This window comes from Kitasatospora sp. NPDC091276, from assembly GCF_040684355.1.
Lineage (GTDB): Bacteria > Actinomycetota > Actinomycetes > Streptomycetales > Streptomycetaceae > Kitasatospora.
Map to the genome: position 1 here is coordinate 74,272 of NZ_JBFBFU010000006.1, position 22,744 is coordinate 97,015.

Here is a 22,744-nt window from a genome sequence, read left to right on the forward strand (position 1 = left end):
CGACCCACGGGTCGGACAGGGGGCGCTCTGCTGTGCTGCGGGCGCGCGCGGGGTGGTGACGTCGCTTCGGGGGCGCGCGGGTACGGCGAAGCCGCCGTCGCCCCGGGCGGGGTGACGGCGGCTTCGGAGTCGGTCAGGCCTTGCGGAGCTGGAAGGCGAGGCCGAGGGCTTCGTCGACGAAGGTCTCGGAGTCCCAGTCGGCCGTGCCGGCGGCGAAGTCGGTGGCCAGGACCTCCTCGGCGACGAGGGGGCCGTGCTCGGCGATGGCCTCGGCGGTCTCCTCGGTGGTGGCCCGCCAGCGCAGGACGATCCGGTCGGCGACGTCGAGACCGGAGTTCTTGCGGGCCTCCTGGATCTGGCGGATGGCGTCGCGGGCGACGCCGAGCCGCTTGAGCTCCGGGGTGATGGCCAGGTCGAGGGCGACGGTGGCGCCGGACTCGTTGGCGACGGCCCAGCCCTCGCGCGGGGTCTCGGTGATGATCACCTCGTCCGGGGAGAGGGTGACCGGCTCGCCGTTCAGCTCGACCGAGGTCTCGCCGTCGGCGCGCAGTTCGGCGGCCAGGCGGGCGGCGTCGGTGGCGGCGACCGCCTTGGCGACGTCCTGCACGCCCTTGCCGAACCGCTTGCCCAGGGCGCGGAAGTTGGCCTTGGCGCTGGTGTCGACGAGCGAGCCGCCGACCTCGGCGAGCGACTCCAGGGTGGAGACGTTGAGCTCCTCGGCGATCTGCGCGCGCAGGTCGGCGGGCAGCTCGTCCCAGCCCTGGGCGGCGATCAGCGCGCGGGACAGCGGCTGACGGGTCTTCACACCGGACTCGGCGCGGGTGGCCCGGCCGAGCTCCACCAGGCGGCGGACCAGCGCCATGTGCCGGGAGAGGTCGGTGTCGATCAGCGACTCGTCCGCCTGCGGCCAGGTGGCCAGGTGGACCGAGGCCGGGGCGTCCGCGGCGACCGGGACGACCAGGTCCTGCCAGACCTGCTCGGTGATGAACGGGGTCATCGGGGCCATCAGGCGGGTGACCGTCTCCAGCGCCTCGTGCAGGGTGGCGAGCGCGGCCGCGTCGCCCTGCCAGAAGCGGCGGCGGCCGCGGCGGACGTACCAGTTGGACAGGTCGTCGACGAAGCCGGACAGCAGCTTGCCGGCGCGCTGGGTGTCGTACGCCTCGAAGGCGGCGTCGACCTCGCGGACCAGGGTGTTCAGCTCGGAGAGCACCCAGCGGTCCAGCTGCGGGCGGTCGGCCGGGGCCGGATCGGCCGCCGAGGGGGACCAGCCGGCGGTGCGGGCGTACAGGGCCTGGAAGGCGACGGTGTTCCAGTAGGTGAGGAGGGTCTTGCGGACCACCTCCTGGATGGTGCCGTGGCCGACCCGGCGGGCCGACCAGGGCGAACCGCCGGCGGCCATGAACCAGCGGACGGCGTCGGCGCCGTGCTGGTCCATCAGCGGGATCGGCTGCAGGATGTTGCCCAGGTGCTTGGACATCTTGCGGCCGTCCTCGGCCAGGATGTGGCCCAGGCAGACGACGTTCTCGTAGCTGTTCTTGTCGAACACCAGGGTGCCGACCGCCATCAGCGTGTAGAACCAGCCACGGGTCTGGTCGATCGCCTCGGAGATGAACTGCGCCGGGTAGCGCTTCTCGAACAGCTCCTTGTTCTGGTACGGGTAGCCGTACTGGGCGAAGGGCATCGAGCCCGAGTCGTACCAGGCGTCGATGACCTCGGGGACCCGGGTCGAGGTGCCGCCGCACTCGCGGCAGGCGAAGGTCACGTCGTCGATGTACGGGCGGTGCGGGTCGAGCTCGCTCTGGTCGGTGCCGGTGAGCTCGGAGAGCTCGGCCAGCGAGCCGACGCAGGTGAGGTGGCCCTCCTCGCAGCGCCAGATCGGCAGCGGGGTGCCCCAGTAGCGGTTACGGCTGAGCGCCCAGTCGATGTTGTTGTTCAGCCAGTCGCCGAAGCGGCCGTGCTTCACGTTCTCCGGGTACCAGTTGGTGGCCTCGTTCTCCCGGATCAGGGCGTCCTTGACCGCGGTGGTGCGGATGTACCAGGACGGCTGCGCGTAGTAGAGCAGCGCGGTGTGGCAGCGCCAGCAGTGCGGGTAGCTGTGCTCGTACGGGAGGTGGCGGAAGAGCAGGCCGCGCTCCTTGAGGTCCGCGACCAGGGCCTCGTCGGCCTTCTTGAAGAACTGGCCGCCGACCAGCGGGACCTCGGGGGCGAAGGTGCCGTCGGCGAGCACCGGGTTGACCACCGGCAGGCCGTACCTGCGGCAGGTCGCGAGGTCGTCCGCGCCGAAGGCGGGCGACTGGTGGACGATGCCGGTGCCGTCCTCGGTGGTGACGTAGTCGGCGTTGAGGACGTAGTGCGCGTTCTCGATCTCGACCAGGTCGAACGGGCGGCGGTAGGCCCAGCGCTCCATCTCGGCGCCGGTGAAGGACTCGCCGGTGGCCTCCCAGCCCTCGCCGAGGGCCTTGGCGAGCAGCGGCTCGGCGACGACCAGCTTCTCCTCGCCGTCGGTGGCCACCACGTAGGTGACCTCCGGGTGGACGGCGGCGGCGGTGTTGGAGACCAGGGTCCACGGGGTGGTGGTCCAGACCAGCAGCGCGGCCCGGCCGGCCAGCGGGCCGCTGGTCAGCGGGAAGCGGACGAAGACCGAGGGGTCGACGACGGTCTCGTAGCCCTGGGCCAGCTCGTGGTCGGACAGGCCGGTGCCGCAGCGCGGGCACCAGGGGGCGACCCGGTGGTCCTGGACCAGCAGGCCCTTGTCGAAGATCTGCTTGAGCGACCACCAGACGGACTGGACGTACGACGGGTCCATCGTCCGGTAGGCCTCGTCGAGGTCGACCCAGTACCCCATGCGGGTGGTCAGCTCGGCGAAGGCGTCGGTGTGGCGGGTCACCGACTCGCGGCACTTGGCGTTGAACTCGGCGATGCCGTACGCCTCGATGTCCTGCTTGCCGGAGAAGCCCAGCTCCTTCTCGACGGCGAGCTCGACCGGGAGGCCGTGGCAGTCCCAGCCGGCCTTGCGGGCGACGTGGTAGCCCTTCATCGTCCGGAAGCGGGGGAAGACGTCCTTGAAGACGCGGGCCTCGATGTGGTGGGCGCCGGGCATGCCGTTGGCGGTCGGCGGGCCCTCGTAGAAGACCCACTCGGGGCGGCCCTCGGACTGCTCCAGGCTGCGCTGGAAGATCTTGTTGTCCTGCCAGAACGACAGGATCCGGTGTTCGAGGGCGGGCAGGTCCACCTGTGCGGGGACGGAGTTGTAGGTGCTCATCGCGGGCGTCATACCTCCGGCGGATGTGAACGGGATCCGACGGAGGGACGAGACGGCGAGCCGCCCCGCGGTACCACCCTCCTTGGCCGCGGTGCTGCTGCGGCCCTCTTGTTTGGGCTTGCTGCCGGGTCTAGTGGGCCGGCCCGCGCGGTGGCGGGCGGCCGTTCTTCCGGCGGCTCCGGGGTGATCTTCCCGCCGTGCACACCCCCGGGCTCGCACCGTCCCCGGGTCGCTGGTGGCTGCGTACGTCGGTACTCGTCCCATCTGCGCCTTGCAGGGCCAGTGTATCGGCCGGGCGAGTCGGTTTGTCCAAATCGTTTTTCCCCGCGGTGGACGACCGGGGCGCTCCGGGGCCGGCGGCGGTGGTGGTTAGGCGGGGGTGATCTGGGCACAAGTCTGGTCAGCGCGCGGGGCGTGGCGGCTGGGGCGGCTGCCTGGGTGGGATCATCATGGGGCGTCGGAATGTCATGTTGTGACCGGTTTTGATCGGGATTATCGTTCCGGCACTGGAGGCCGCCGGGAACCGGCGGCTCGATTCGTTCGTAGATGGGGTCGAAGCCATGGCTGAGAAGGCAACCGGCGCGGGTACCGCCACCAAGCGGGCACGCAAGGCCGTGGCGGCCGATCCAGGGGAGGGGACCGTGACCACTACCGCACGGCAGAAGAGCAGCACCGACACCGTCACCGTGCCGCGCGGCGCCGAGTCGGTGGACCCGGCCACGCTGCCGGTCCGGCCCGGCGAGGACCCGTGGACCACCGACGAGGTCCACGAGCTGCACACCGAGCTCATCAGCGAGCTGGAGCGGCTGCAGAACGAGATCGACGCCGCGGAGGCGGCCATCTCCGGCCTGATGCGTGACTCCAACGACGGAGCCGGTGACGACCAGGTGGACGCCGGTACGAAGAACATCTCGCGGGAGAGCGAGCTCGCGCTCGCCAACAACGCCCGGGACAGCCTCGCCCAGACCGAGCGGGCCCTGACCAGGCTGGAGGGCGTCGGCTTCGGCACCTGCGAGTCCTGCGGGCAGGCCATCGGGAAGGCCCGGATGCAGGCCTTCCCCCGGGCCACGCTCTGCGTGCAGTGCAAGGCCAAGCAGGAACGCCGCTGACGCGGCCGACCGGGGCGGCGCAGGGGGTCGGGCTTGCCGTACGCTCGACCCCGTAACGTCGCCTGAATCCTCGGGACACGTCCGGTTCGGAGGTGTCCGGTACGGCGACCACGGGCCCACCCTCCCCCACCTCCAACCGGGGGAGCTCCACCGGCAGCGGAGCGGATCATCAGTACGCAAGGTTCCCCCCAGACGCGGGACGACGCCGTCCCGACCCCCGCCGAAGCCGTGGAGGTGGCCGTGGCCGAGTCCACCGAGCCCGCCGAGCCTGCTGGGCCCGCCGAGGCGAGCGCCCCGGCCGCGGCGGAGGCGCCGAAGGGCCGTCGGCGGGTCGGCGTGCTGATGGTCGTCGCGCTGCTCGCCTTCCTGATCGACCTCGGCAGCAAGCTGCTGGTCGTGGCCCGGCTGGAGAACCACGCGGCGATCAAGGTGATCGGGGACGTCGTCACCTTCCAGGTCATCCGCAACTCCGGCGCCGCCTTCGGCATGGGGCAGGCGCTGACCGTCGTCTTCACGATGATCGCCTCGGCCGTCATCGTGGTGATCTGGCGGATCGCCCGCCGGCTGTACAGCCTGCCCTGGGCGATCGCGCTCGGGCTGCTGCTCGGCGGGGCCCTGGGCAACCTCACCGACCGGCTGTTCCGCTCGCCGGGCGTCTTCCGCGGGCACGTCGTCGACTTCATCTCCGTCCAGCACTTCGCGGTCTTCAACCTCGCCGACTCGGCGATCGTCTGCGGCGGAATCCTCGTCGTGCTGCTCTCCTTCCGGGGCAGCAACCCGGACGGCACCGTCCACCAGCAGGGCGGCAAGACCGAGTAGCAGGGGCCCCCGGGCGGTCGGGCGGGCGGCGGAGGGCCGCGGTTCCGGCATACTCGTACGGGTGAGTACCGCAGCGCAGATCCGCAGCCTCCCCGTACCCGACGGCCTGGAGGGCGAGCGCCTCGACGCCGCCCTCGCCCGGATGTTCGGCTTCTCCCGGACGAAGGCCGCCGAGTTGGCCGCCGACGGCAAGGTGACGCTCGACGGCGCCGTGGCCGGAAAGTCGGACCGGGTGACCGCCGGCTCCTGGCTGGAGGTCGAGATCCCGGCCCCCGCCGCCCCCGTGCGGATCATCGCCGAGCCGGTCGAGGGCATGCGGATCATCCACGACGACGAGGACATCGTGCTCGTCGACAAGCCGGTCGGCGTCGCCGCGCACCCCAGCCCCGGCTGGACCGGCACCACCGTCATCGGCGGGCTCGCCGCGGCCGGCTACCGGATCTCCACCTCCGGCGCCGCCGAGCGCCAGGGCGTCGTGCACCGGCTGGACGTCGGCACCTCCGGGCTGATGGTCGTCGCCAAGTCCGAGCGCGCGTACACCGACCTCAAGCGGCAGTTCCACGACCGGATCACCGAGAAGCGCTACCACGCCCTCGTGCAGGGGCACCCGGACCCGCTGAGCGGCACCGTGGACGCGCCGATCGGGCGACACCCCAGCTCGGACTGGAAGTGGGCCGTGACCAAGGACGGCAAGCCGTCCGTCACCCACTACGACCTGATCGAGGCCTACCGCTCGGCCTCGCTGCTCGACATCAAGCTGGAGACCGGGCGCACCCACCAGATCCGGGTCCACATGTCCGCGCTGCGCCACCCCTGCGTGGGCGACCTGACCTACGGCGCCGACCCGACGCTGGCCAAGCGGCTCGGGCTGACCCGGCAGTGGCTGCACGCCGTGTCGCTCGGCTTCGAGCACCCGGCGGACGGGCAGTGGGTCGAGTTCTCCAGCGAGTACTCGCCCGACCTACGCAAGGCGCTCGACATCATCTCGTCGGAGAGCTGAGATGACGGCGGCCATCCGGACCGCGGCGGGCGCCGCGGACCTGGCGCTGGTGCGGGACGTGCGGCGCGAGGTGTTCATCGTCGAGCAGAACGTGCCGGAGGAGCTGGAGTACGACGAGTACGACGCGACCTCGGTGCACCTGCTGGCCGTGGCGGCGGACGGGACCGCGCTCGGGACCGGACGGCTGATCTTCGGGGAGCAGGCGCTGAAGCTCACCGGGGGTGTCGAGGGCAGGGTGCTGCTCGGACGCCTCGCGGTGGTGTCGGCGGCCCGGGGGACCGGGCTCGGGGCCCAGCTGGTGCGGGCGATCGAGGCGGCCGGGCTCGACCGCGGGGCCGTCGAGGTGGAACTGCACGCGCAGGTGCGGGCGCTGGGGTTCTACGAGCGGCTGGGGTACGCGGCCGAGGGCCCGGTGTACGAGGACGCGGGGATACCGCATCGGACGATGACGCGGGTGCTGTAGGGCGCGCCCTGCGGATCCCCGTACCCCTGGTGGGGTGCGGGGATCTCCGTCGTCCCGTGCCGTACCGGGGCGCAACGGGGTGAACGGGGCGGAAGCGGCGGCTTCGGCGGTGGCCTTATCGGACGCCTACCCGGGGGGCGGATACGATCAGCCCCCATGGAGTTCGGTGGGGCGTGGCGCCGGTGGCGCAGCCGGGGTACGACGGTGCGGCGCAGGGTGGTGGCCGGTGCGGTGGCCCTGGTGGTGGTGGCCGGGGTCGGTACGGCGACGGTGGCGTCCGGCGGTGAGCCGGCGGTCCATCAGGAGGACCGTTTCCTCGCCATGCCGGAGACCCCCGGCAGTGACCAGCAGGTCCAGGTGGACACCTCCTTCTTCACCACCGGCAGCACCCCGCGCCCGGCGGTCCTGCTCGCGCACGGCTTCGGCGGCTCCAAGGACGGCGAGCGCGAACGCGCCCAGCAGCTGGCCCGGCAGGGCTACGCGGTGCTGACCTGGTCGGCGCGCGGCTTCGGGCACTCGGGCGGGAAGATCGGCCTCAACGCGCCCGACCGCGAGGTCGAGGACGTCAAGCACCTGGTGGACTGGCTGGCCCAGCGGCCCGAGGTGCAGCTCGACGGGCCCGGCGACCCCCGGGTCGGCATCACCGGTGCCTCGTACGGCGGCGCCGTCTCGCTGCTGGCCTCCGCGTACGACCACCGGATCGACGCGGTGGCCACCCAGATCACCTGGTGGAACCTCGCCGACGCGCTGTTCCCGCAGGGCGTGCAGGGCTCGGGCGCCGTCGACGGCGTATTCAAGAAGCTCTGGGCCGGGATCTTCTTCACCACCGGCGCGGCCGGCGAGCTCGGGCCCTCCGGCGGCGCGCCGCGCGGCGGCGGGGCCGGGCAGGGCGGGCCGGGGCAGGGCGGCGACGCCGCGGGCGGGCCGGTCGGCTGCGGGCGGTTCCTGGAGTCGCTCTGCCAGATGTACGACCGGGTCGCCACCGCCGGGCACGCCGACCCGGAGGCCGTCGCGCTGCTGGACCGCTCCAGCCCGTCCTCGGTGGCCGCGCAGCTCAAGGCGCCCACCCTGGTCGTGCAGGGCCAGCAGGACTCGCTGTTCCCGCTCGACCAGGGCGACCGGATCGCCCGGGCCGTCGCGGCCAACGGGGCACCCGTCTCGGTGGACTGGTTCGCCGGCGGGCACGACGGCGGCACCGACACCAGCGCCCGGGTCGACGACCGGGTGACCGCCTGGTTCGACCGCTACCTGAAGGGGCAGGGCGACGACACCGGCCCCGCGTTCCGGGTCACCCGCACCGGGGGCGTCGACTCCACCGGCTTCCAGGCCGTGCTGCGCGGCGCCTCCGCCGACCGCTACCCGGGCCTGGGCGGAACCGGCTCCCACGGTGTCGAACTGGCCGGCGGTGAGCAGACCATCGCCAACCCGCCCGGCGGGGCCCCGCCCGGGATCTCGACGCTGCCCGGGATCGGCGCGCTGAGCCAGGCCGCCTCGCTGGGCGCCGGGCTGTCGCTCGACTTCCCCGGCCAGCACGCCGCCTTCGACTCCGCGCCGCTGGACCAGCCGCTGCACCTGACCGGGCAGCCCACCGTGCCCGTCCAGGTGCACGCCGACCGGCCGGACGCGGTGCTCTTCGCCAAGCTGTACGACGTGGGCCCGGACGGCAAGGCCGTGCTCCCGCAGCAGCTCGCCGCCCCGCTGCGGGTCACCGGCGCCGACGCGGGCCGCACCGTCACCGTCGCGCTGCCCGCCGTCGACCACACCTTCGCCGCCGGGCACCGGCTGCGGGTCGTCCTGGCCGCCACCGACCTCGCGTACGCCTCGCCCGTCGAGCCCGCCACCTACCGGGTCGCGCCGGCCGGCGCGCTCACCGTGCCGACCGACGACGAACTCGTCACCGAGGCCACGCCGCTGCCCGCGCGCACCTGGCTGCTGCCGCTGGCGGCCGTCGTGGTGGCGCTCGGCCTGGTGCTGTCGCCCCGGCTGCTGCGCCGCCGTCGGCGGGGGGCGGGCGACGGGCCGGCGTACGATCCGGCGCTGGCCGGGGTGCCGTTGCAGATCACCGGCCTGAGCAAGCGCTACAAGGGCGCTCAGGACCGTTACGCCGTGCGGGAGTTGGGCTTCCGGGTGGAGCAGGGGCAGGTGCTCGGCCTGCTCGGGCCCAACGGCGCCGGCAAGACCACCACGCTGCGGATGCTGATGGGCCTGATCCGGCCCGACGCGGGCGAGATCCGGATCTTCGGCCACCTGGTGCGCCCCGGCGCACCGGTGCTCTCCCGGGTCGGCGCCTTCGTCGAGGGCGCGGGCTTCCTGCCGCACCTCACCGGCCGGGCCAACCTGCGGCTGTACTGGCAGGCCACCGGCCGGCCGGAGGCGGACGCCCGCTTCGACGAGGCGCTGGCCATCGCCGGTCTCGGCGAGGCGCTCGACCGCGCGGTGCGGACCTACTCGCAGGGCATGCGCCAGCGGCTCGCCATCGCCCAGGCCATGCTCGGGATGCCGGACCTGCTGATCCTCGACGAGCCGACCAACGGGCTCGACCCGCCGCAGATCCGCGAGATGCGCGAGGTGATGATCCGGTACGCCGCCGCCGGCCGTACCGTCATCGTCTCCAGCCACCTGCTCGCCGAGGTCGAGCAGAGCTGCACGGACCTGGTGGTGATGGACCGCGGGCGGCTGATCACCACCGGAGCCGTCGGCGAGATCGTCGGTGCGGGCGAGCTGCTGTTCCTCGGCGTGCCCGCCGGGTACGAGCCCGGGTCGGTCGTCGAGAAGGTGGCCGCGCTGGCCGGGGTCGGTTCGGCGGAGGCCGTCGAGGGCGGGCTGCTGGTGCGCCTGGACGGGCTGGCGGCGCACGAACTGCTGGCCGAACTGGTGCGCCTCGGCGTGCCGGTGGAGAGCGCCGGGCCGCAGCGGCGGCTGGAGGACGCGTTCCTGTCGTTGATCGGAGGTGCGGCGTGAGCAGTGGCGTGAGTGGTGGGGCGAGCGGTGACGTGAGCAGCGATGTGAGCAGCGATGTGAGCGGTGGCGCGAGCGGCGTCGTGTCGGCGGACCACGCCGAGGGGTACCGGGCGGGCCGGACGCTGCCGCTGCGGGTGGAGGCGATGCGCCAACTGCGGCGCCGCCGCACCCTGGTGATCGGCGCGGTGCTGGCCGCCCTGCCGTTCGTGATGCTGGCCGCTTTCCAGATCGGCGGCACCCCGAGCCGCCCCGACCGGACCACCTTCATCGACCTGGCCACCGCGTCCGGGCCCAACTTCGCCGCCACCATGCTGTTCGTGGGCACCGGCTTCCTGCTGGTCATCCCGGTGGCGCTGTTCTGCGGCGACACGGTCGCCTCCGAGGCGAGCTGGTCCTCGCTGCGCTACCTGCTGGCCGCGCCGGTGCCCCGGGCCCGGCTGCTGGCCCGCAAGTTCGCGGTCGGGCTGGCGTTCTCGGCGGTGGCGGTGGCGATGCTGCCGCTGATCGGGCTGGTCGTCGGCACCGCCGCGTACGGCTGGGGGGACCTCAAGCTGCCCACCGGGGCCAGCCTTTCGGCCGGGGAGGCGCTGCCCCGGCTGGCCGTCGCGGCGGCCTACGTGTTCCTCGCCGAGATCGTGATCGCCGCGCTGGCGTTCTGGCTCTCCACGGCGACGGACGCGCCGCTGGGCGCCGTCGGCGGGGCGGTGTTCGCGTCGATCATCACCGGGGTGCTGGACGCCGTCACGGCGCTGGGAGGCCTGCGGGAGTGGCTGCCCGCGCACTGGCAGTACGCCTGGGCGGACGCCCTGCAGCCGCAGTTGGAGTGGGGCGGCATGGTGCAGGGCGTCTCGCTGTCGCTGTCGTACGCGGCGGTGCTGCTCGCGCTGGCGTTCCGGGGGTTCGCGCGCAAGGACGTGGTGTCGTAGGGCCGTCGTGCTGCGGGCCCGCCGCGTGGGTGCGGCGGGCCCGGGTGACAGACGTGGGGCCCGGTGTGGGGGCCCGGGGTGGGGTCAGGCGATCGGGGCGTTCGCGCGCTCGATCCGCTGGGTGCCGGTGCGGGTGCGGTAGGAGCGGGTCCAGCTGCTGGTCGCGTCCTTGCGGGTGCGGTCGGAGAGGACGTAGTAGTCCATCTGGGTCTGCTCGGGCGTGATGTCCAGGATCCCGTAGCCGTGCGAGTCCAGGTCGACCCACTTGACGTGCGGGTTGGCCGTCCTGATCGCGGTGCCGGCCGCCAGCGAGACGGTCTGCGGGGCGACCTTCAGCAGGTCGTCGACGTTGTCGGAGGTCACCGAGGTGACCACGAACTCGGTGGCGACACTGCCGGACAGCGGGTAGGTGGCGGCCTCGTTCGGGACGTCGGCGGCCCAGGCGGAGTGGATGTCGCCGGTCAGGAAGACGGTGTTGGTGATGCCGTTCGCCTTGAGGTGGCCGAGCAGCTCGCGGCGGTCGTGGGTGTAGCCGTCCCACTGGTCGGGGTTGACCGCCACGCCCTCGCCGGGCAGGCCGAGCAGCTTGGCCAGCGGGCGCAGCAGGTAGTCGGGCAGCGAGAGGAAGGCGACCGGGGAGATCATCACCTCGTTGCCGATCAGCCGCCAGGTGGTGTCGGAGGCGGACAACCCGGCCTTGAGCCAGTCCAGTTGGGCGCGGCCGGTGAGGGTGCGGTCAGCCGAGTCGACGGCACCGCTGCCCGTCTTCGCCTGCTGGGAGCGGAACGAGCGCTGGTCCATCAGGTGCAGGTCGGCGAGCTTGCCGTAGCGCAGGCGGCGGTAGGTGGTGCCGGCGATCGAGGGCCGGACCGGCATCCACTCGAAGTAGGCCTGCTTGGCGGCGGCCATCCGGTCGGCCCAGGCGCCCTCGGTGCCCGGGGTGTGGTTCTCGGCGCCGCCGGACCAGGCGTCGTTGGCGAACTCGTGGTCGTCCCAGATCGCGATGGTCGGGAGCTTGGCGTGCAGGGCCTGGAGGTCGTCGTCGGTCTTGTACTGGCCGTGCCTGGTGCGGTAGTCGGCGAGGGTGAGGATCTCGTGGGTGGGGGCGTGCGGGCGCACGACCGTGCCGCGGGCGCAGAACTCGCCGGTCTTGTACTCGTAGATGTAGTCGCCGAGGAAGAGGAAGGCGTCCAGGTCGCCGCGGGCGGCGAGGTGGCGGTAGGCGGAGAAGTAGCCGCCCTCCCAGTTGGCGCAGGAGGCGACGCCGAACCGCAGCCGGGAGAGGGCGGCGTCGGTGGCGGGGGTGGTGCGGGTGCGGCCGGTGGGGGAGGCGGCGGTGCCGGTACCGGCGGTGGCGGTGAAGCGGTACCAGTAGGGGGTGTCCGGGGTCAGGCCGCGGACGTCGGCCTTGACGGTGTGGTCGGCGGCGGCGGTGGCGGTCACCGTGCCGCTCGCGACGACGCGGGTGAAGGCCTGGTCGGCGGCCAGCTCCCAGCGGACCTCGGTGTCGGGGCCGAGGCCCGAGCCGGGGACGGCCTCGGGGCGGGGCGTCACCCTGGTCCAGAGCAGGACGCCGTCGGGGAGGGGGTCGCCGGAGGCTATGCCGTGCAGGAAGCGGGGGGCGGCTTCGGGGGTTCCGGGGGCCTGGGCGGCTCCGGCGGCCTGGGCCGGCTCGGCGGCTCCGGCGGGGGCGGGGAGGGCGATCGGGAGGGCGGCGGTCGCGCCGGCGGCCAGCGCGCCGGCCTTCAGGACCTGGCGGCGGCGCGGGTGGGCGGGGGTCATGTCATGGACAAGATCGTTCACGCCCGGAAGGTTACCCGTTAGTAAAGCGTAGGTAAATCAGGCGACCTGACGACCCGTCGTGGAGAGGAAGGGGGCTGCGGTTCGGTGCGGGCGGGCCGGGGAAGCCGGGCCGGGCCGGCCGGGGAAGTCGGGTCGCCGGATCATGCGGGATCATGGGGGAGTACCCGCCCTCAGCTGCCGAAGGACCCCGACCGTGGCCCAGATCGTCCTCTTCCACTCCGCCCTCGGGCTGCGCCCCGCCGTCCACGCCGCCGCCGACCGGCTGCGCGCCGCCGGGCACACCGTGCACACCCCGGACCTGTACGACGGGCGGACCTTCGACGACATCGAGGCCGGACTGGCGTACCAGGAGGAGGTCGGCGGCAGCGAGGAACTGCTGCGCCGGGCCGTCACCGCCGCCGCTCCGCTGTCGGACGGCGGCCTGGTCTACGCGGGCTTCTCGCTCGGCGGCTCGCTCGCGCAGAACCTCGCCCTCGCCGACGACAAGGCCCGCGGCCTGCTGCTCCTGCACGGCACCTCCGACCTGCGCGAGGACGCGGCCACCGAGATCCCGGTGCAGCTGCACGTCGCCGAGCCGGACCCGTTCGAGACCGAGGACTGGCTGAACGCCTGGTACCTGGGGATGCGGCGGGCCGGGGCCGACGTCGAGGTGCACCGCTACCGGGGCGCCGGGCACCTGTTCACCGACACCGAGCTGGCCGACTACGACGCCGAGGCGGCGGAGCGGGCCTGGGCCATCGCGCTGGACTTCCTAGGCGAGCTGGATTCCTGACCGGGAGGCGAGGGGGTCGTCGGGGCGGCCGGTCAGCCGGCGAGCCCCGGCACCACCAGGCCGGACTCGTACGCGATCACCACGGCGTGGGTCCGGTTCTGCGCGCCGAGCTTGGTCAGCACGTTCCCGACGTGCGTCTTCACCGTCTCCAGGCTCACCCTGAGCGACTCCGCGATCTCCGGGTTGGACTGGCCCGTGGCCATCGACCGCAGCACCTCCTCCTCCCGCACCGTCAACGCCGCCCGGGGCAGCGCCTCGGCGGAGTCCAGCGGGCGGGCGGAGACCATCCGGCGCAGCGCCGCCGGGAAGAGGATCGCCTCCCCGGCCGCCGCCACCCGCACCGCCTCCGCGATCTGCCGCACCGGAAGCCGCTTCAGCACGAACCCGCTCGCCCCCGCGCTGAGCGCGGCGGTGACGTAGCCGTCGTTCTCGAAGGTGGTGATCACCACGACCTTCGGCGGCGCGGCCGACTCGGCCAGCAACTGCCGGGTGGCCTCGATCCCGTTGCGGCGCGGCATCCGTACGTCCATCAGGACCACGTCCGGCCGCAGCCGTTGTGCCTGCTCGACCGCGTCGACGCCGTCGGACGCCTCCCCGACCACCGTGATCCCCGGCTGCACCGCGAGCAGGGTGCGCAGGCCGCTGCGGGTCACCTCGTCGTCGTCCGCGATCAGGAGGGTGACGGGGGCGTTGCCCGGGGCGTCGGTGGGGCCTGGGCCGGTCATGCCGACAACCGCACGGGCAGCTGCACGGCCAGCCGCCAGGCCTGGGGCCCGTCCGGTCCGGCCTCGATCTCGCCGTGCAGCAGCCGGACCCGCTCGGCCAGGCCCGGCAGGCCGTGGCCGGACGTCGGGAAGGCGCCCTGGCGCGGACCCGTCCCGGTCCGGTTGACCACGCTGAGCTCCAGGGTGTCCGGCCCGGCCGCCACCCGGACCTCGATCGGGCCGCCGGCTCCGTGCCGCAGCGCGTTCGTCAGCCCCTCCTGGAGGATCCGGTACGCCGCCCGGGAGAGCGTCCCCTGCACCTGCGCCAGCTCGCCGGACAGCTCCGGCTCCACCGCCGCGCCGGCGTGCCGCAACCGGTCCAGCAGCTCGGGCAGGTCGGCCAAGGTCCGGGCCGGGGCCGCCCCCGACTCCTCCTCGCGCAGCGCGCCCAGCACGTAGTCCAGGTCCTCCAGGGCGGCCCGGGTCGACTCCTCGATGCTGCGCATGGCGGCCCGCGCCGCCACCGGGTCGGCGGAGAGCACCTCGCCCGCCACCGCCGCCTGGATCGTGGCCGCCGTCAGGGTGTGCCCGATCGAGTCGTGCAACTCGTGCGCCAGCCGGTTGCGTTCGGCCAGCCGGCGCTCCCGCTCCGCCGCCATCGCCAGCCGCTCGGCCGCCGACGGCCCCAGCAGCTTCGGGGCCAGACCGCGCAGGGCGCTCGCCACCGCCGCGCACACCACCGGCGCCAGCAGCAGGCAGGCCGCCGCCACCACCCAGCTCCAGAGGCCCGTCACCTGCACCGACCGGCCGGGCCAGCTCAGCCGGGCATCACCGGAGACCCAGCCGCCCGGAAGGGCCACGGCCGCGCCGAGCAGGACGAGGCTCACCAGGCCCCCCACCCAGCCCAGTGCCACGTGCAGCAGCAGCCACAGCGGGGTGCGCCAGCGGTCGGTGCCGGGGGTGTCCGCCGCCCGGGTGTCGGACACCGGATCCGGCAGCGGCACCCTCAGCAGCCGGCGGGCGCCGCCGATCAGCACCCGCCGGGTGGTGCGGGCCAGCCCGACCACGGCGAGCAGCGCCGCCCAGGCCAGCAGGGTGAGCACCGCCCGTGCGAGGTAGGGGCCGGACGGCCAGGCCATCATCGGCAGCATCGCGAACGGCAGCAGCGGCAGGCTCGCCAGCGCGCCGAGGAAGGCGAACAGCACACCCGAGTACGTGGAGCCGCGCAGCAGCGGCCGGATTCCCCTGATCATGATCACCAGTATTGCGGCGCAGTTCGTGGGGGGCCTCCCCCGATCGGGGGAGCGTTCGTTCCGGCCTTCCGGCCTCGGCCCTTCCGGCCTCAGTCCTTCCGGCCTCGGCGTTTCTGCTCCGGCGGGAAAGCTACGGCGAGGCGGCCCCGGAGGCATCGGCGCGGCCCCGGGTGAGCAGGCGGGTCGTGCTGCCGTCGTCCTCCGTGATGTCGCGGACGTGCCGGAAGCCGATCCTGCCCAGCAGCGCCAGCGAAGCGAGGTTGGCGTCGGCGACCGTCGCGTGCACCTCGGCCAGCCCCAGGGCGGTGAAGCCGTAGTCGACGATCGCGGCCGCCAGTTCGGTGCCCAGGCCGCGGCCCCACGCCTCCGGGGCCAGCGCGTAGACGATCTCGAAGCCCTCGACCGCGGTGGCGGGCTTGATCTCGGCGTGCCCGACGAGGCGGCCGTCGTGCCGCACGGCCCAGACGTCGAACCGGTTCGAGGCGTAGACCTGGGTGAAGACGCGGCCGAACAGGGCCCGGTCCTCGGCCTCGGACTGCGGGCCGTCGCCCATCCACCGGGACACCTGCCGGTTCTGGAACAGCGCCACGAAGTCCTCTTCGTCCGCGAGGACGTATGGGTCGAGCAGCAGGCGCTCGGTACGCAGGGTCGGGGTCATGTCGGGCGACGGTACGGGGGCCGTCGCCCGCCCGGCAAGCGGCTTTCGGGAGGTCGGAGCACCGGTGGCGATCGCGGTCGAACGGGTGTCGGGGGCGGCGTCGTGGGGATCGCATCGCGGGCTCCGAACGGACGGATATCATCCGGGAATGGTCAACCTTCGCACCCGCACGGTGGTTTTCGATCTCGACGGCACGCTCTGCTTCGACGGGCGGACGATCGACGGTCGGATCCTGACGGCGATCGGGGAGTGCGAGCGGGCCGGGTACCGGGTGGTCTTCGCGTCGGCCAGGCCGGTTCGGGACATGCTGCCGGTGCTCGACGGCGCCTTCCCTGCCGCGATGCTGATCGGCGGGAACGGGAGCCTGGTGTCGGTCGACGGGCAGGTGCGGGCCCGGGCCGCGTTCGAACCGGCGGTGCTGGGCGGGCTGATGGCGGCGGTCGCGCGCCACGAGGCGGGCTATCTCGCGGACGGGCCCTGGGACTACGCGTACACCGGGCCGGTGGACCACCCGATCCGGGGCCGCGTCGACCAGGGCGGCCTGGCGAGCCGGGTGGAGCTCGCCGAGCTGCCCGAGGTGGTGAAGTTCCTGGTCGTCGAGGCGTCGGACATGGCGGAACTCGCCGAGGCCGGCCGGGGGCTCGGGCTGATGGTGAACCACCACCTCGACGAGGCGATCATCGACTTCGCGCCCGGTTCCACGACGAAGTGGGAGGCCCTGACGTCGATGGGCATCGGCGCGTACGCGGCCTTCGGCAACGACATCAACGACTTCGACCTGCTGCGCAACGCCGAGCGGGCGGTGCGGGTCGGCACGCATCCCGGGCTGGACGGCGTCGCCCACGTCAGCGTCGCGGCCGAGCCGGAGGCGGTGGCGGCCGAGATCGCGCTGCTGGCGCGGGCGGCCGAGGGGCGGTAGGGCGCCGGGGTGCCTGCCGCCACAGGTGCCTGATCCGGGCGGCCGCCTTCTGAACCGGCCTTGATTTCAAGGGCGGTTGAGGTTCTACGGTGGCCGTGTTCCGGTGATCGCTCGAAGGGGGCGAATGGACATGGCAGTCCGGGAGTACTCGCAGGAGGAGCTGGCCGCCCAGCCCATCGGCGCGTGGAGCGGTGAGGCGTGCCGATGGGTGGTCGGGGCCCTCCGTGCGCAGTTGGCGGTGGAGGACCTCACTCAGCTGCACTGGTGGACGCTCAACCACGTGGCCGGGGATCCGGGCCGGTGGACCCGGGCGGCGTTGGTCGAGCGGTTGGCGAGGTACGAGGACCTCGGGATCGACTTCGGCGGCGTCTTCGACGACCTCGTCGCCCGGGGGTGGCTGTCGGAGGAGGCGGGGGCCATGACGCTGACCGAGGCGGGGGAGGCCGGCCGCCTCCGGGCGCGGGAGCGCAATCTGCGGGTGCACCGGCAGGCGCACGAGGGCATCGGCGCGGCCGAGTTCGCGACCACGATCGACGTCCTGCGTCGGATGGTCGCCAACCTGGGGGGCGACGGGAACCTGCCCGACTGAAGGGTGTCGAGGTAGCCGCAGCGCAGGAAGTCGGGTAGGTCGACTTCCTGCGCTGCTGTCATGCCGGGGTGGCGATGTGGCGCAGGTCACGTCGAACGCAGAACCTGCGTGCGGTCGCGGGCGTCTGGCTGGTGTGAGATCACGCAGGAGAGCACTGGACGAGCTGGACGAGGAACGCCTCGTCCGGCTGATCGCCAGAAGTGACCGCGCGGCGTTCGACGAGCTGTACCGGCGCACGTCGCCGTGGCTGGCGGTGCGGTTGCGCCGCCGCTGCGCGGACGAGCAGATCGTCGCCGAGGTCATGCAGGAGACCTATCTGGCGGTGTGGCGCGCGGCCGGCGCGTTCGCCGGGAGCGCCGTCGGCGGGACGGCCGTCGGGTGGCTGTGGACGATCGCGGCGCGCCGCCTCGTCGACGCCTTCCGCCGTCGTGCCCACCACGCCGAACCGCCGGCCGCCGCCGCCGAGCGGGCCGTGGTGCCCGCGGCGGAGGAGGAGGCGCTCGCCGGGACCGTCGGCGGCGACGTGGGCGACGCCCTGCGGCGGCTGGCGCCGGAACTCCGAGACGTACTGCAGGCGACGGTGCTCGACGGGCTCTCCGTCCGGGAGACCGCCGTCCTGCTCAGACTGCCCGAAGGCACGGTCAAGACCCGTGCCCGCCGGGCCCGGATCGCGATGCGGGAGGCGCTGGCATGAACGCGGAACACGCGTCGAGGCGGCTGATCGACGACTACGCGCGTGGTGACACGGCGATGGCCGCGGACACGGTGTGGGCGCTGGAAGCCCACCTGGAGACGTGCGCGCCGTGCCGGAGCCTGCTGGCGGCCTCCGTGGCCACCGAGGCGCCCGGCGTCGCCGCGCTCGTCGACACCGTCCGGGCCGGTCTGGACGCGCAGTTGGGCGTGTCCGCCGGGGCGCCCCGGCGGCGGCACCGCCCGACGTGGGTGTCGGTCTGGCTGACACCGGCCATGACCCCGTGGCTGGCGATGACCGCCGTCGTCACCCTGGTGGCGCTGCTGCTGGACGTGGCCGCGCCGGCGAAGGTCTTCGGCGGCTCCTCGATGGTGGCGCTGATCGCGCCCGTGCTGCCGCTGTGCGGTGTCGCCGCATCGTGGTCGCGCGGTCTGGACCCGGCGCACGAACTGACCGCCTCGACCGCCCGGGCCGGCCTGGCCCTGCTGCTCAGGCGCACCACCGCGGTCCTCGTGGTGGTCGTGCCCGGGCTCCTGCTGGGGGGATGGCTGACCGGGAACACGACGGCCGCGCAGTGGCTGCTGCCCTCCCTGGCCTTCACCTCCACCGCCCTGGCGCTGGGCAGCGTGGTCGGCGTGACCCGCGCCGCCGTGGGGCTGGTGGCCGCGTGGGGCGCCGCCGTCGTGGTGCCCGCGTTCGTCACCGGCCGCATCCCCGCCGTCCTCGAACTCGCCCTGCACCGCGACCAGTTGCCCGTGTGGGGGCTGCTCCTCACACTCGGCATCTGCGCCGTGATCACCCGCAGGGACGCGTACTCAACGCTGTGAAACCCATGTCCACCCTGGAAAGGGACCATCGCATGACGTATACGGCGAGCGCGGCCGACACCGCGCCGAAGACCTACGCCTGGGAGATCCGGGCCAGCGGCCTGAGGGTGCGCGTCGGACGGAGCAAGATGGCCGTCGACGGGCTCGACCTGTCCCTGGGCGTCGGCGCCCACGGGCTCCTCGGGCCCAACGGGGCGGGCAAGACCACCCTGATCCGGACGCTGGCCACCGTGCTGCGCCCCACCGAGGGCGAACTGGAGATGCTCGGCACCTCCCTGGGGGGCAGGGTGGGCGACCACCGGGCCCTGCGCCGCCAGATCGGCTACCTGCCGCAGGACTTCGGCTACTACAAGCGCTTCACGGTGCGCGAGTTCGTCGAGTACATGGCCTGGCTGAAGGAGGTGCCGAAGGCGGACATCCCCGGGGCCGTGCAACGGGCCGTGGAACGGGTGGGCCTGGCGGACCGCGCCGACCACCGGATGAAGACCCTGTCCGGCGGCATGGTGCGGCGGGCCGGCATCGCCCAGGCCATCGTCAACTCCCCCGCGGTGCTGCTGCTGGACGAGCCGACGGCCGGCCTGGACCCGGCGCAGCGGCTGCGCTTCCGCGAGCTGCTGCAGGACCTGGGCCGCGACACCTGCGTGGTCGTCTCCACCCACCTGGTCGAGGACGTCGCGGCCGCCTGCTCCGACGTGGTGCTGTTCGCCGACGGCCGCCTCGTCTTCCAGGGCACGCCGGACGAGTTGGGTGCGGCCGGCAGCCCCGACCACCCGGGCGACAGCCCCCTGGAGCGCGGCTACTCGGCGCTGCTCCGCAACTCCGGCCAGCAGGGGAGCGCCTGGTGAACGGACGTGTGCTGCGGACGGAGCTGAGGCGCTCCGCCGCCCCGTGGGCCGGCATCGTCGTGCTGGCCGGGAGCCTGGCGGTCTTCTTCCCGTTCGACGCGTTCTGGTGGCACGGCACCGCGGGGTGGACGGCCCAGTGGACCACCATGGCCATGTGGACCCGGTCCCTGCTGGCCTACTGGTGGCCGTTCGTGATCGGCATCGGGGCGGTGTACGGGCTGCGCGAATCCCGCTCGCGGATGACCGAGCTGCTGTCGACCACGCCGCTGCCGGCCTGGCGCCGTGCGGCGCTGCCGGCCGGTGCGATCGGGCTCGCCGCGGCGGTGGGCTTCGGTCTGCTGGTCCTGGTGGGCGGAGCCCAGGTGGCGGCCGGTCCGACCACCTACGCAGCCCTCGGCTGGCTGCCGATCTCGCTGGTGGCGGCACTGGCCCTGGTCGCGGGCGCCGTGTTCGGCATGGGCGTCGCGCGGGCGCTGCCCTCCGCCCTCACGCCGCCGGCCCTGGTGGTGGTCGTCTTCGTGGGGACGGGCCTGTTCCTGCGCATGAACAACGAAGGGGCGGTGCCGACGGGCAGGGTGTCGAACCGGTTCGCCCAGCTGTCCCCGGCGACCGTGGAGCCGCGGCAGATGCTGCTGACCCTGTCCGGCTCCGTCCACCTCGGCCAGACGCTCTGGCTGCTCGGCCTGCTCGCCACCGGCTTCGCGCTGCTGGCGGCCGCGACCCGCCGGGCCCGGCTGCTCGCGGTGACTCCCGTCCTGGCCGGCCTGGGCCTGGCCCTGCTGGTCCTCCCGGCCGCCGCGCGCGACACCTACGTCGTCGACAAGGCCGCCGCGGCGCTGGTGTGCGACGGGCCGGTGTGCGTGACGCAGGCGAGCCGTTCGCGCCTCACCGAGCTCGCGTTGCGCAGCAAGGACGCGATGCGCGTGCTGCACGACGCCCTGGGCGACAAGGCGCCGGCCTCGGTGCGGGAGGACACCGCGCTGCACGAGCTCGCCGCGGCGCGCGAACTCTCCGCAGACGTGCTGCTGGTCGACTTCAACGACCGGATGCTCGCCGATGCGAAGGGCGAGAAACTGACCCGCGCGCTGATCGCCAGGGGCCTGGCGCCGAGCTGCTACCCGGACAACGACAAGGAGGGCGGGGGGAGCCACGACATCCCCGCCCAGAGCATCGCCGTGAGCTGGGCCCTCCACGACCCCCAGCTCCAACCGCTGCAGGAGAAGGGCACCAGCCGGTACGCGCTCGAAACCTGGGCGGAGGCCGACGTCGCGTGGCAGAAGCTGATGGCGCTGCCGCCGGCCGAGCAGCGCTCGCGGATCGTCGAGCTGCACGCCGCCGCGCTCTCCTGCGAGGGGTACAAGCAGGTCACGAAGCTGGCCGGGGGAGCGTCGCGATGAGGTGGCTGATGCTGTACGCGCGTTCACGGCAGGTGTCCACGTCGGCCGCCGCGGTCGCGCTCACCGCGCTGGTGGTGTGGGCCTTCAACCGGGGCGGCGGCGGCACGGGTGCGATGGACGCGGACGCGATCAACCCGATCGTGTACTTCGTGCTCGCCGCGAGCGTGGCGGCCGGCTCCGTCGGGCTCGGCGGGCAGGACCCCGCACTGGACAGGACGGCCGCGATCCGGTGGGTGCCCCGCCGGGCGGCGCACGCGCTGCTGATCGGTGTGGTCGCGGGTGCGGCGCTGCTGGCGGTCCAGGCGGCGGGGCCGAGGTTCGCCCCCACCGAGGTCGTCCTCCGGGACGCCGCGGGCCTGGCCGGCCTGGCCGCGTTCGGGGCTGTGCTGTGCGGGGCGCACCTCGCCTGGACCCTGCCGACCGTGTGGCTCGCGTTCGCCGTCCTCTCTCCGCCGCTGCCGCCCAACACCGTGGGGAAGGCGTTCGGTTGGATGTCCTACCCCCCTGGCACGGAGGCGTCCACCTGGACCGCGGTGGCCCTGCTGGTGACCGGCGCCGGGCTCTACGCCCTGGCTGGGCCGCGCAAGTAGCGGGCCCGCCCCGCGCCCCGCTTCCCCTCGGTGAGTCGGGGAGCGGAGCGCGGGGCGTTCTGCCGCGGACCGTCAGTCGCGGCTGCCCAGGGTGTCGTGCGAGACCTGCCAGAGCAGGGCGGCCGCCTCGGGGTCGAGGGCGTACTCGGCGACGCCGCTGCGGGCGCCGAGTTCGCCGCGGACGGCTTCGTTGCAGTCCTCGAAGTAGCGGCCGCTGACGCCCGCCAGCAGCGGTGAGGCCGCGAGCAGGACGGAGGTCGCCGCGCCCTGCTCGGTGGTCTTCCACAGCAGCTCCGCGCCGTTGGCGGCCTGGGCGCGCAGCCGGTCGAGCTCCTCCTCGGAGACGTGGCGCTGGAGGGCGGTCCGGATGCCGCCGGGCATCAGGGCGTTGACGGTGATGCCGTCCGCCGCCCAGCGCTTGGCGGCCTCGACCGCGAACAGGACGTTGGCGGTCTTGGACTGGCCGTAGGCGGACCAGGGATCGTAGGCGCGCTCGCGGAAGTGGATGTCCTCGAAGACGACCGGGGAGCGGTGGTGGGCGCTGGAGCTGACGGACACCACGCGGGCGCCGCCGTCCCGGGCCAGGGCCGCGTGCAGGCCGGTGGCCAGCGCGAAGTGCCCGAGGTGGTTGGTGGCGAACTGGAGCTCCCAGCCCTCCGGCGTGCGGAGCTCGGGCGAGGCCATCACGCCGGCGTTGTTGACCAGGATGTGCAGGGGCCCGTCCCAGGCGGCGACGAACGCGGCGACGGAGGCCTGGTCGGCGAGGTCCAGCGGCGCGACCCGGACGTCCTTGTTGCCGGTGGTCGCGGTGATGTCCTCGGCGGTGCGGGCGCCGGCGTCGAGGTTGCGGACCGCGAGGGTGACCTGCGCGCCCGCCGAGGCGAGGGCGCGTGCGGTCTCGACGCCGATGCCGGAGGCGCCGCCGGTGACGACGGTGCGGCGGCCGGTCAGGTCGGTGCCGGAGACGACCTCGGCGGCGGTGGACTCGGCGCCGAAGGGGGTGGTGAGGCGCGGGGTGTTGGCGTTCATGATGTTCCCGTCTGGCTGGGTGACCGGAGCTGGGGGTGCGCGGGAGGGGGCGGCCGGTAGAGTGGAAACCGGAGGGCCCTCCGCATGTCTCCAGGCTAAGCGGAGCATCCTCCGTTTGCAACCCGAG

20 protein-coding genes are annotated in these 22,744 nt (G+C 73.7%); 14 read left to right on the plus strand and 6 right to left on the minus strand.

Annotation, left to right across the window (positions count from 1 at the left end; translation table 11 throughout):
- Positions 1-133: 133 nt before the first annotated feature.
- Positions 134-3,262, minus strand: coding sequence for an isoleucine--tRNA ligase (gene ileS, locus AB0O19_RS09535; RefSeq protein ID WP_363618882.1), 3,129 nt, complete (start codon positions 3,260-3,262; stop codon positions 134-136).
- Positions 3,263-3,903: 641 nt separating this feature from the next.
- Here ileS and AB0O19_RS09540 point away from each other — a divergent pair.
- From AB0O19_RS09540 to AB0O19_RS09565, 6 genes are all read left to right on the plus strand, one after another.
- Complete coding sequence (locus AB0O19_RS09540; RefSeq protein ID WP_244293330.1) at positions 3,904-4,371, plus strand: TraR/DksA family transcriptional regulator; 468 nt, start codon at positions 3,904-3,906, stop codon at positions 4,369-4,371.
- 240 nt (positions 4,372-4,611) lie between these two features.
- Entirely contained in the window at positions 4,612-5,190 is a 579-nt protein-coding gene (gene lspA / locus AB0O19_RS09545; RefSeq protein WP_363618883.1) for a signal peptidase II, read from the plus strand.
- A gap of 61 nt (positions 5,191-5,251) precedes the next feature.
- Entirely contained in the window at positions 5,252-6,190 is a 939-nt protein-coding gene (locus tag AB0O19_RS09550; RefSeq protein ID WP_363582910.1) for an RluA family pseudouridine synthase, read from the plus strand.
- Position 6,191: 1 nt separating this feature from the next.
- Positions 6,192-6,653, plus strand: coding sequence for a GNAT family N-acetyltransferase (locus AB0O19_RS09555; protein WP_363618884.1), 462 nt, complete (start codon positions 6,192-6,194; stop codon positions 6,651-6,653).
- A gap of 156 nt (positions 6,654-6,809) precedes the next feature.
- Entirely contained in the window at positions 6,810-9,614 is a 2,805-nt protein-coding gene (locus AB0O19_RS09560) for an alpha/beta fold hydrolase (RefSeq protein WP_363618885.1), read from the plus strand.
- A gap of 44 nt (positions 9,615-9,658) precedes the next feature.
- Positions 9,659-10,540 (plus strand): ABC transporter permease subunit, encoded by an 882-nt coding sequence (locus tag AB0O19_RS09565; protein WP_363619074.1) that lies wholly within the window; start codon positions 9,659-9,661, stop codon positions 10,538-10,540.
- A gap of 84 nt (positions 10,541-10,624) precedes the next feature.
- On the opposite strand, the gene AB0O19_RS09570 is transcribed toward AB0O19_RS09565, so the two are convergent.
- Complete coding sequence (locus AB0O19_RS09570; protein ID WP_363619075.1) at positions 10,625-12,322, minus strand: alkaline phosphatase D family protein; 1,698 nt, start codon at positions 12,320-12,322, stop codon at positions 10,625-10,627.
- 163 nt (positions 12,323-12,485) lie between these two features.
- Between AB0O19_RS09570 and AB0O19_RS09575 the strand changes: the two genes are divergently transcribed.
- The gene (locus AB0O19_RS09575; RefSeq protein ID WP_363618886.1) at positions 12,486-13,115 is read left to right on the plus strand and encodes a dienelactone hydrolase family protein; all 630 of its coding nucleotides are present in this window, start codon (positions 12,486-12,488) and stop codon (positions 13,113-13,115) included.
- A 32-nt stretch (positions 13,116-13,147) separates the two neighbouring features.
- Here the strand turns inward: AB0O19_RS09575 and AB0O19_RS09580 are convergent, their stop codons facing one another.
- The 3 genes from AB0O19_RS09580 to AB0O19_RS09590 form a co-directional block, all read right to left on the minus strand.
- Positions 13,148-13,840: a response regulator transcription factor gene (locus tag AB0O19_RS09580; protein WP_363618887.1), complete on the minus strand. Its 693-nt coding sequence runs from the start codon at positions 13,838-13,840 to the stop codon at positions 13,148-13,150.
- Positions 13,837-15,072 carry a histidine kinase gene (locus AB0O19_RS09585; protein ID WP_363618888.1) on the minus strand — a complete coding sequence of 412 codons (1,236 nt, stop codon included), beginning with the start codon at positions 15,070-15,072 and terminating at the stop codon, positions 13,837-13,839. The genes AB0O19_RS09580 and AB0O19_RS09585 overlap by 4 nt, the downstream gene beginning before the upstream one ends.
- Before the next feature lie 130 nt (positions 15,073-15,202).
- Positions 15,203-15,730, minus strand: a complete 528-nt coding sequence (locus AB0O19_RS09590; RefSeq protein ID WP_363618889.1) for a GNAT family N-acetyltransferase — start codon at positions 15,728-15,730, stop codon at positions 15,203-15,205.
- Positions 15,731-15,878: 148 nt separating this feature from the next.
- Between AB0O19_RS09590 and AB0O19_RS09595 the strand changes: the two genes are divergently transcribed.
- From AB0O19_RS09595 to AB0O19_RS09625, 7 genes are all read left to right on the plus strand, one after another.
- Positions 15,879-16,649, plus strand: a complete 771-nt coding sequence (locus AB0O19_RS09595) for an HAD family hydrolase (protein WP_363618890.1) — start codon at positions 15,879-15,881, stop codon at positions 16,647-16,649.
- 124 nt (positions 16,650-16,773) lie between these two features.
- Positions 16,774-17,238: a MarR family transcriptional regulator gene (locus AB0O19_RS09600; protein WP_363618891.1), complete on the plus strand. Its 465-nt coding sequence runs from the start codon at positions 16,774-16,776 to the stop codon at positions 17,236-17,238.
- Positions 17,239-17,371: 133 nt separating this feature from the next.
- Positions 17,372-17,932, plus strand: a complete 561-nt coding sequence (locus tag AB0O19_RS09605) for an RNA polymerase sigma factor (protein WP_350884320.1) — start codon at positions 17,372-17,374, stop codon at positions 17,930-17,932.
- Complete coding sequence (locus tag AB0O19_RS09610) at positions 17,929-18,756, plus strand: zf-HC2 domain-containing protein (protein ID WP_363618892.1); 828 nt, start codon at positions 17,929-17,931, stop codon at positions 18,754-18,756. The genes AB0O19_RS09605 and AB0O19_RS09610 overlap by 4 nt, the downstream gene beginning before the upstream one ends.
- A 32-nt stretch (positions 18,757-18,788) precedes the next feature.
- On the plus strand, positions 18,789-19,601 hold the full coding sequence (locus tag AB0O19_RS09615; protein ID WP_363618893.1) for an ABC transporter ATP-binding protein: 813 nt from the start codon (positions 18,789-18,791) through the stop codon (positions 19,599-19,601).
- On the plus strand, positions 19,598-20,998 hold the full coding sequence (locus tag AB0O19_RS09620; RefSeq protein WP_363618894.1) for a hypothetical protein: 1,401 nt from the start codon (positions 19,598-19,600) through the stop codon (positions 20,996-20,998). The genes AB0O19_RS09615 and AB0O19_RS09620 overlap by 4 nt, the downstream gene beginning before the upstream one ends.
- Positions 20,995-21,588: a hypothetical protein gene (locus tag AB0O19_RS09625; protein WP_363618895.1), complete on the plus strand. Its 594-nt coding sequence runs from the start codon at positions 20,995-20,997 to the stop codon at positions 21,586-21,588. Before AB0O19_RS09620 ends, AB0O19_RS09625 begins: the two co-directional genes overlap by 4 nt.
- A 72-nt stretch (positions 21,589-21,660) precedes the next feature.
- Here the strand turns inward: AB0O19_RS09625 and AB0O19_RS09630 are convergent, their stop codons facing one another.
- The gene (locus AB0O19_RS09630; RefSeq protein WP_363618896.1) at positions 21,661-22,617 is read right to left on the minus strand and encodes an SDR family NAD(P)-dependent oxidoreductase; all 957 of its coding nucleotides are present in this window, start codon (positions 22,615-22,617) and stop codon (positions 21,661-21,663) included.
- Positions 22,618-22,744: the final 127 nt, after the last annotated feature.

Bases quoted from the DNA above. Each gene is read 5' to 3' on its own strand.
- ileS (WP_363618882.1), bottom strand. From the start codon at position 3,262: ATGAGCACCTACAACTCCGTCCCCGCACAGGTGGACCTGCCCGCCCTC.
- AB0O19_RS09555 (WP_363618884.1), top strand. From the start codon at position 6,192: ATGACGGCGGCCATCCGGACCGCGGCGGGCGCCGCGGACCTGGCGCTG.
- AB0O19_RS09560 (WP_363618885.1), top strand. From the start codon at position 6,810: ATGGAGTTCGGTGGGGCGTGGCGCCGGTGGCGCAGCCGGGGTACGACG.
- AB0O19_RS09570 (WP_363619075.1), bottom strand. From the start codon at position 12,322: ATGACCCCCGCCCACCCGCGCCGCCGCCAGGTCCTGAAGGCCGGCGCG.
- AB0O19_RS09575 (WP_363618886.1), top strand. From the start codon at position 12,486: ATGCGGGATCATGGGGGAGTACCCGCCCTCAGCTGCCGAAGGACCCCG.
- AB0O19_RS09580 (WP_363618887.1), bottom strand. From the start codon at position 13,840: ATGACCGGCCCAGGCCCCACCGACGCCCCGGGCAACGCCCCCGTCACC.
- AB0O19_RS09585 (WP_363618888.1), bottom strand. From the start codon at position 15,072: ATGATCAGGGGAATCCGGCCGCTGCTGCGCGGCTCCACGTACTCGGGT.
- AB0O19_RS09590 (WP_363618889.1), bottom strand. From the start codon at position 15,730: ATGACCCCGACCCTGCGTACCGAGCGCCTGCTGCTCGACCCATACGTC.
- AB0O19_RS09595 (WP_363618890.1), top strand. From the start codon at position 15,879: ATGGTCAACCTTCGCACCCGCACGGTGGTTTTCGATCTCGACGGCACG.
- AB0O19_RS09600 (WP_363618891.1), top strand. From the start codon at position 16,774: ATGGACATGGCAGTCCGGGAGTACTCGCAGGAGGAGCTGGCCGCCCAG.
- AB0O19_RS09610 (WP_363618892.1), top strand. From the start codon at position 17,929: ATGAACGCGGAACACGCGTCGAGGCGGCTGATCGACGACTACGCGCGT.
- AB0O19_RS09615 (WP_363618893.1), top strand. From the start codon at position 18,789: ATGACGTATACGGCGAGCGCGGCCGACACCGCGCCGAAGACCTACGCC.
- AB0O19_RS09625 (WP_363618895.1), top strand. From the start codon at position 20,995: ATGAGGTGGCTGATGCTGTACGCGCGTTCACGGCAGGTGTCCACGTCG.
- AB0O19_RS09630 (WP_363618896.1), bottom strand. From the start codon at position 22,617: ATGAACGCCAACACCCCGCGCCTCACCACCCCCTTCGGCGCCGAGTCC.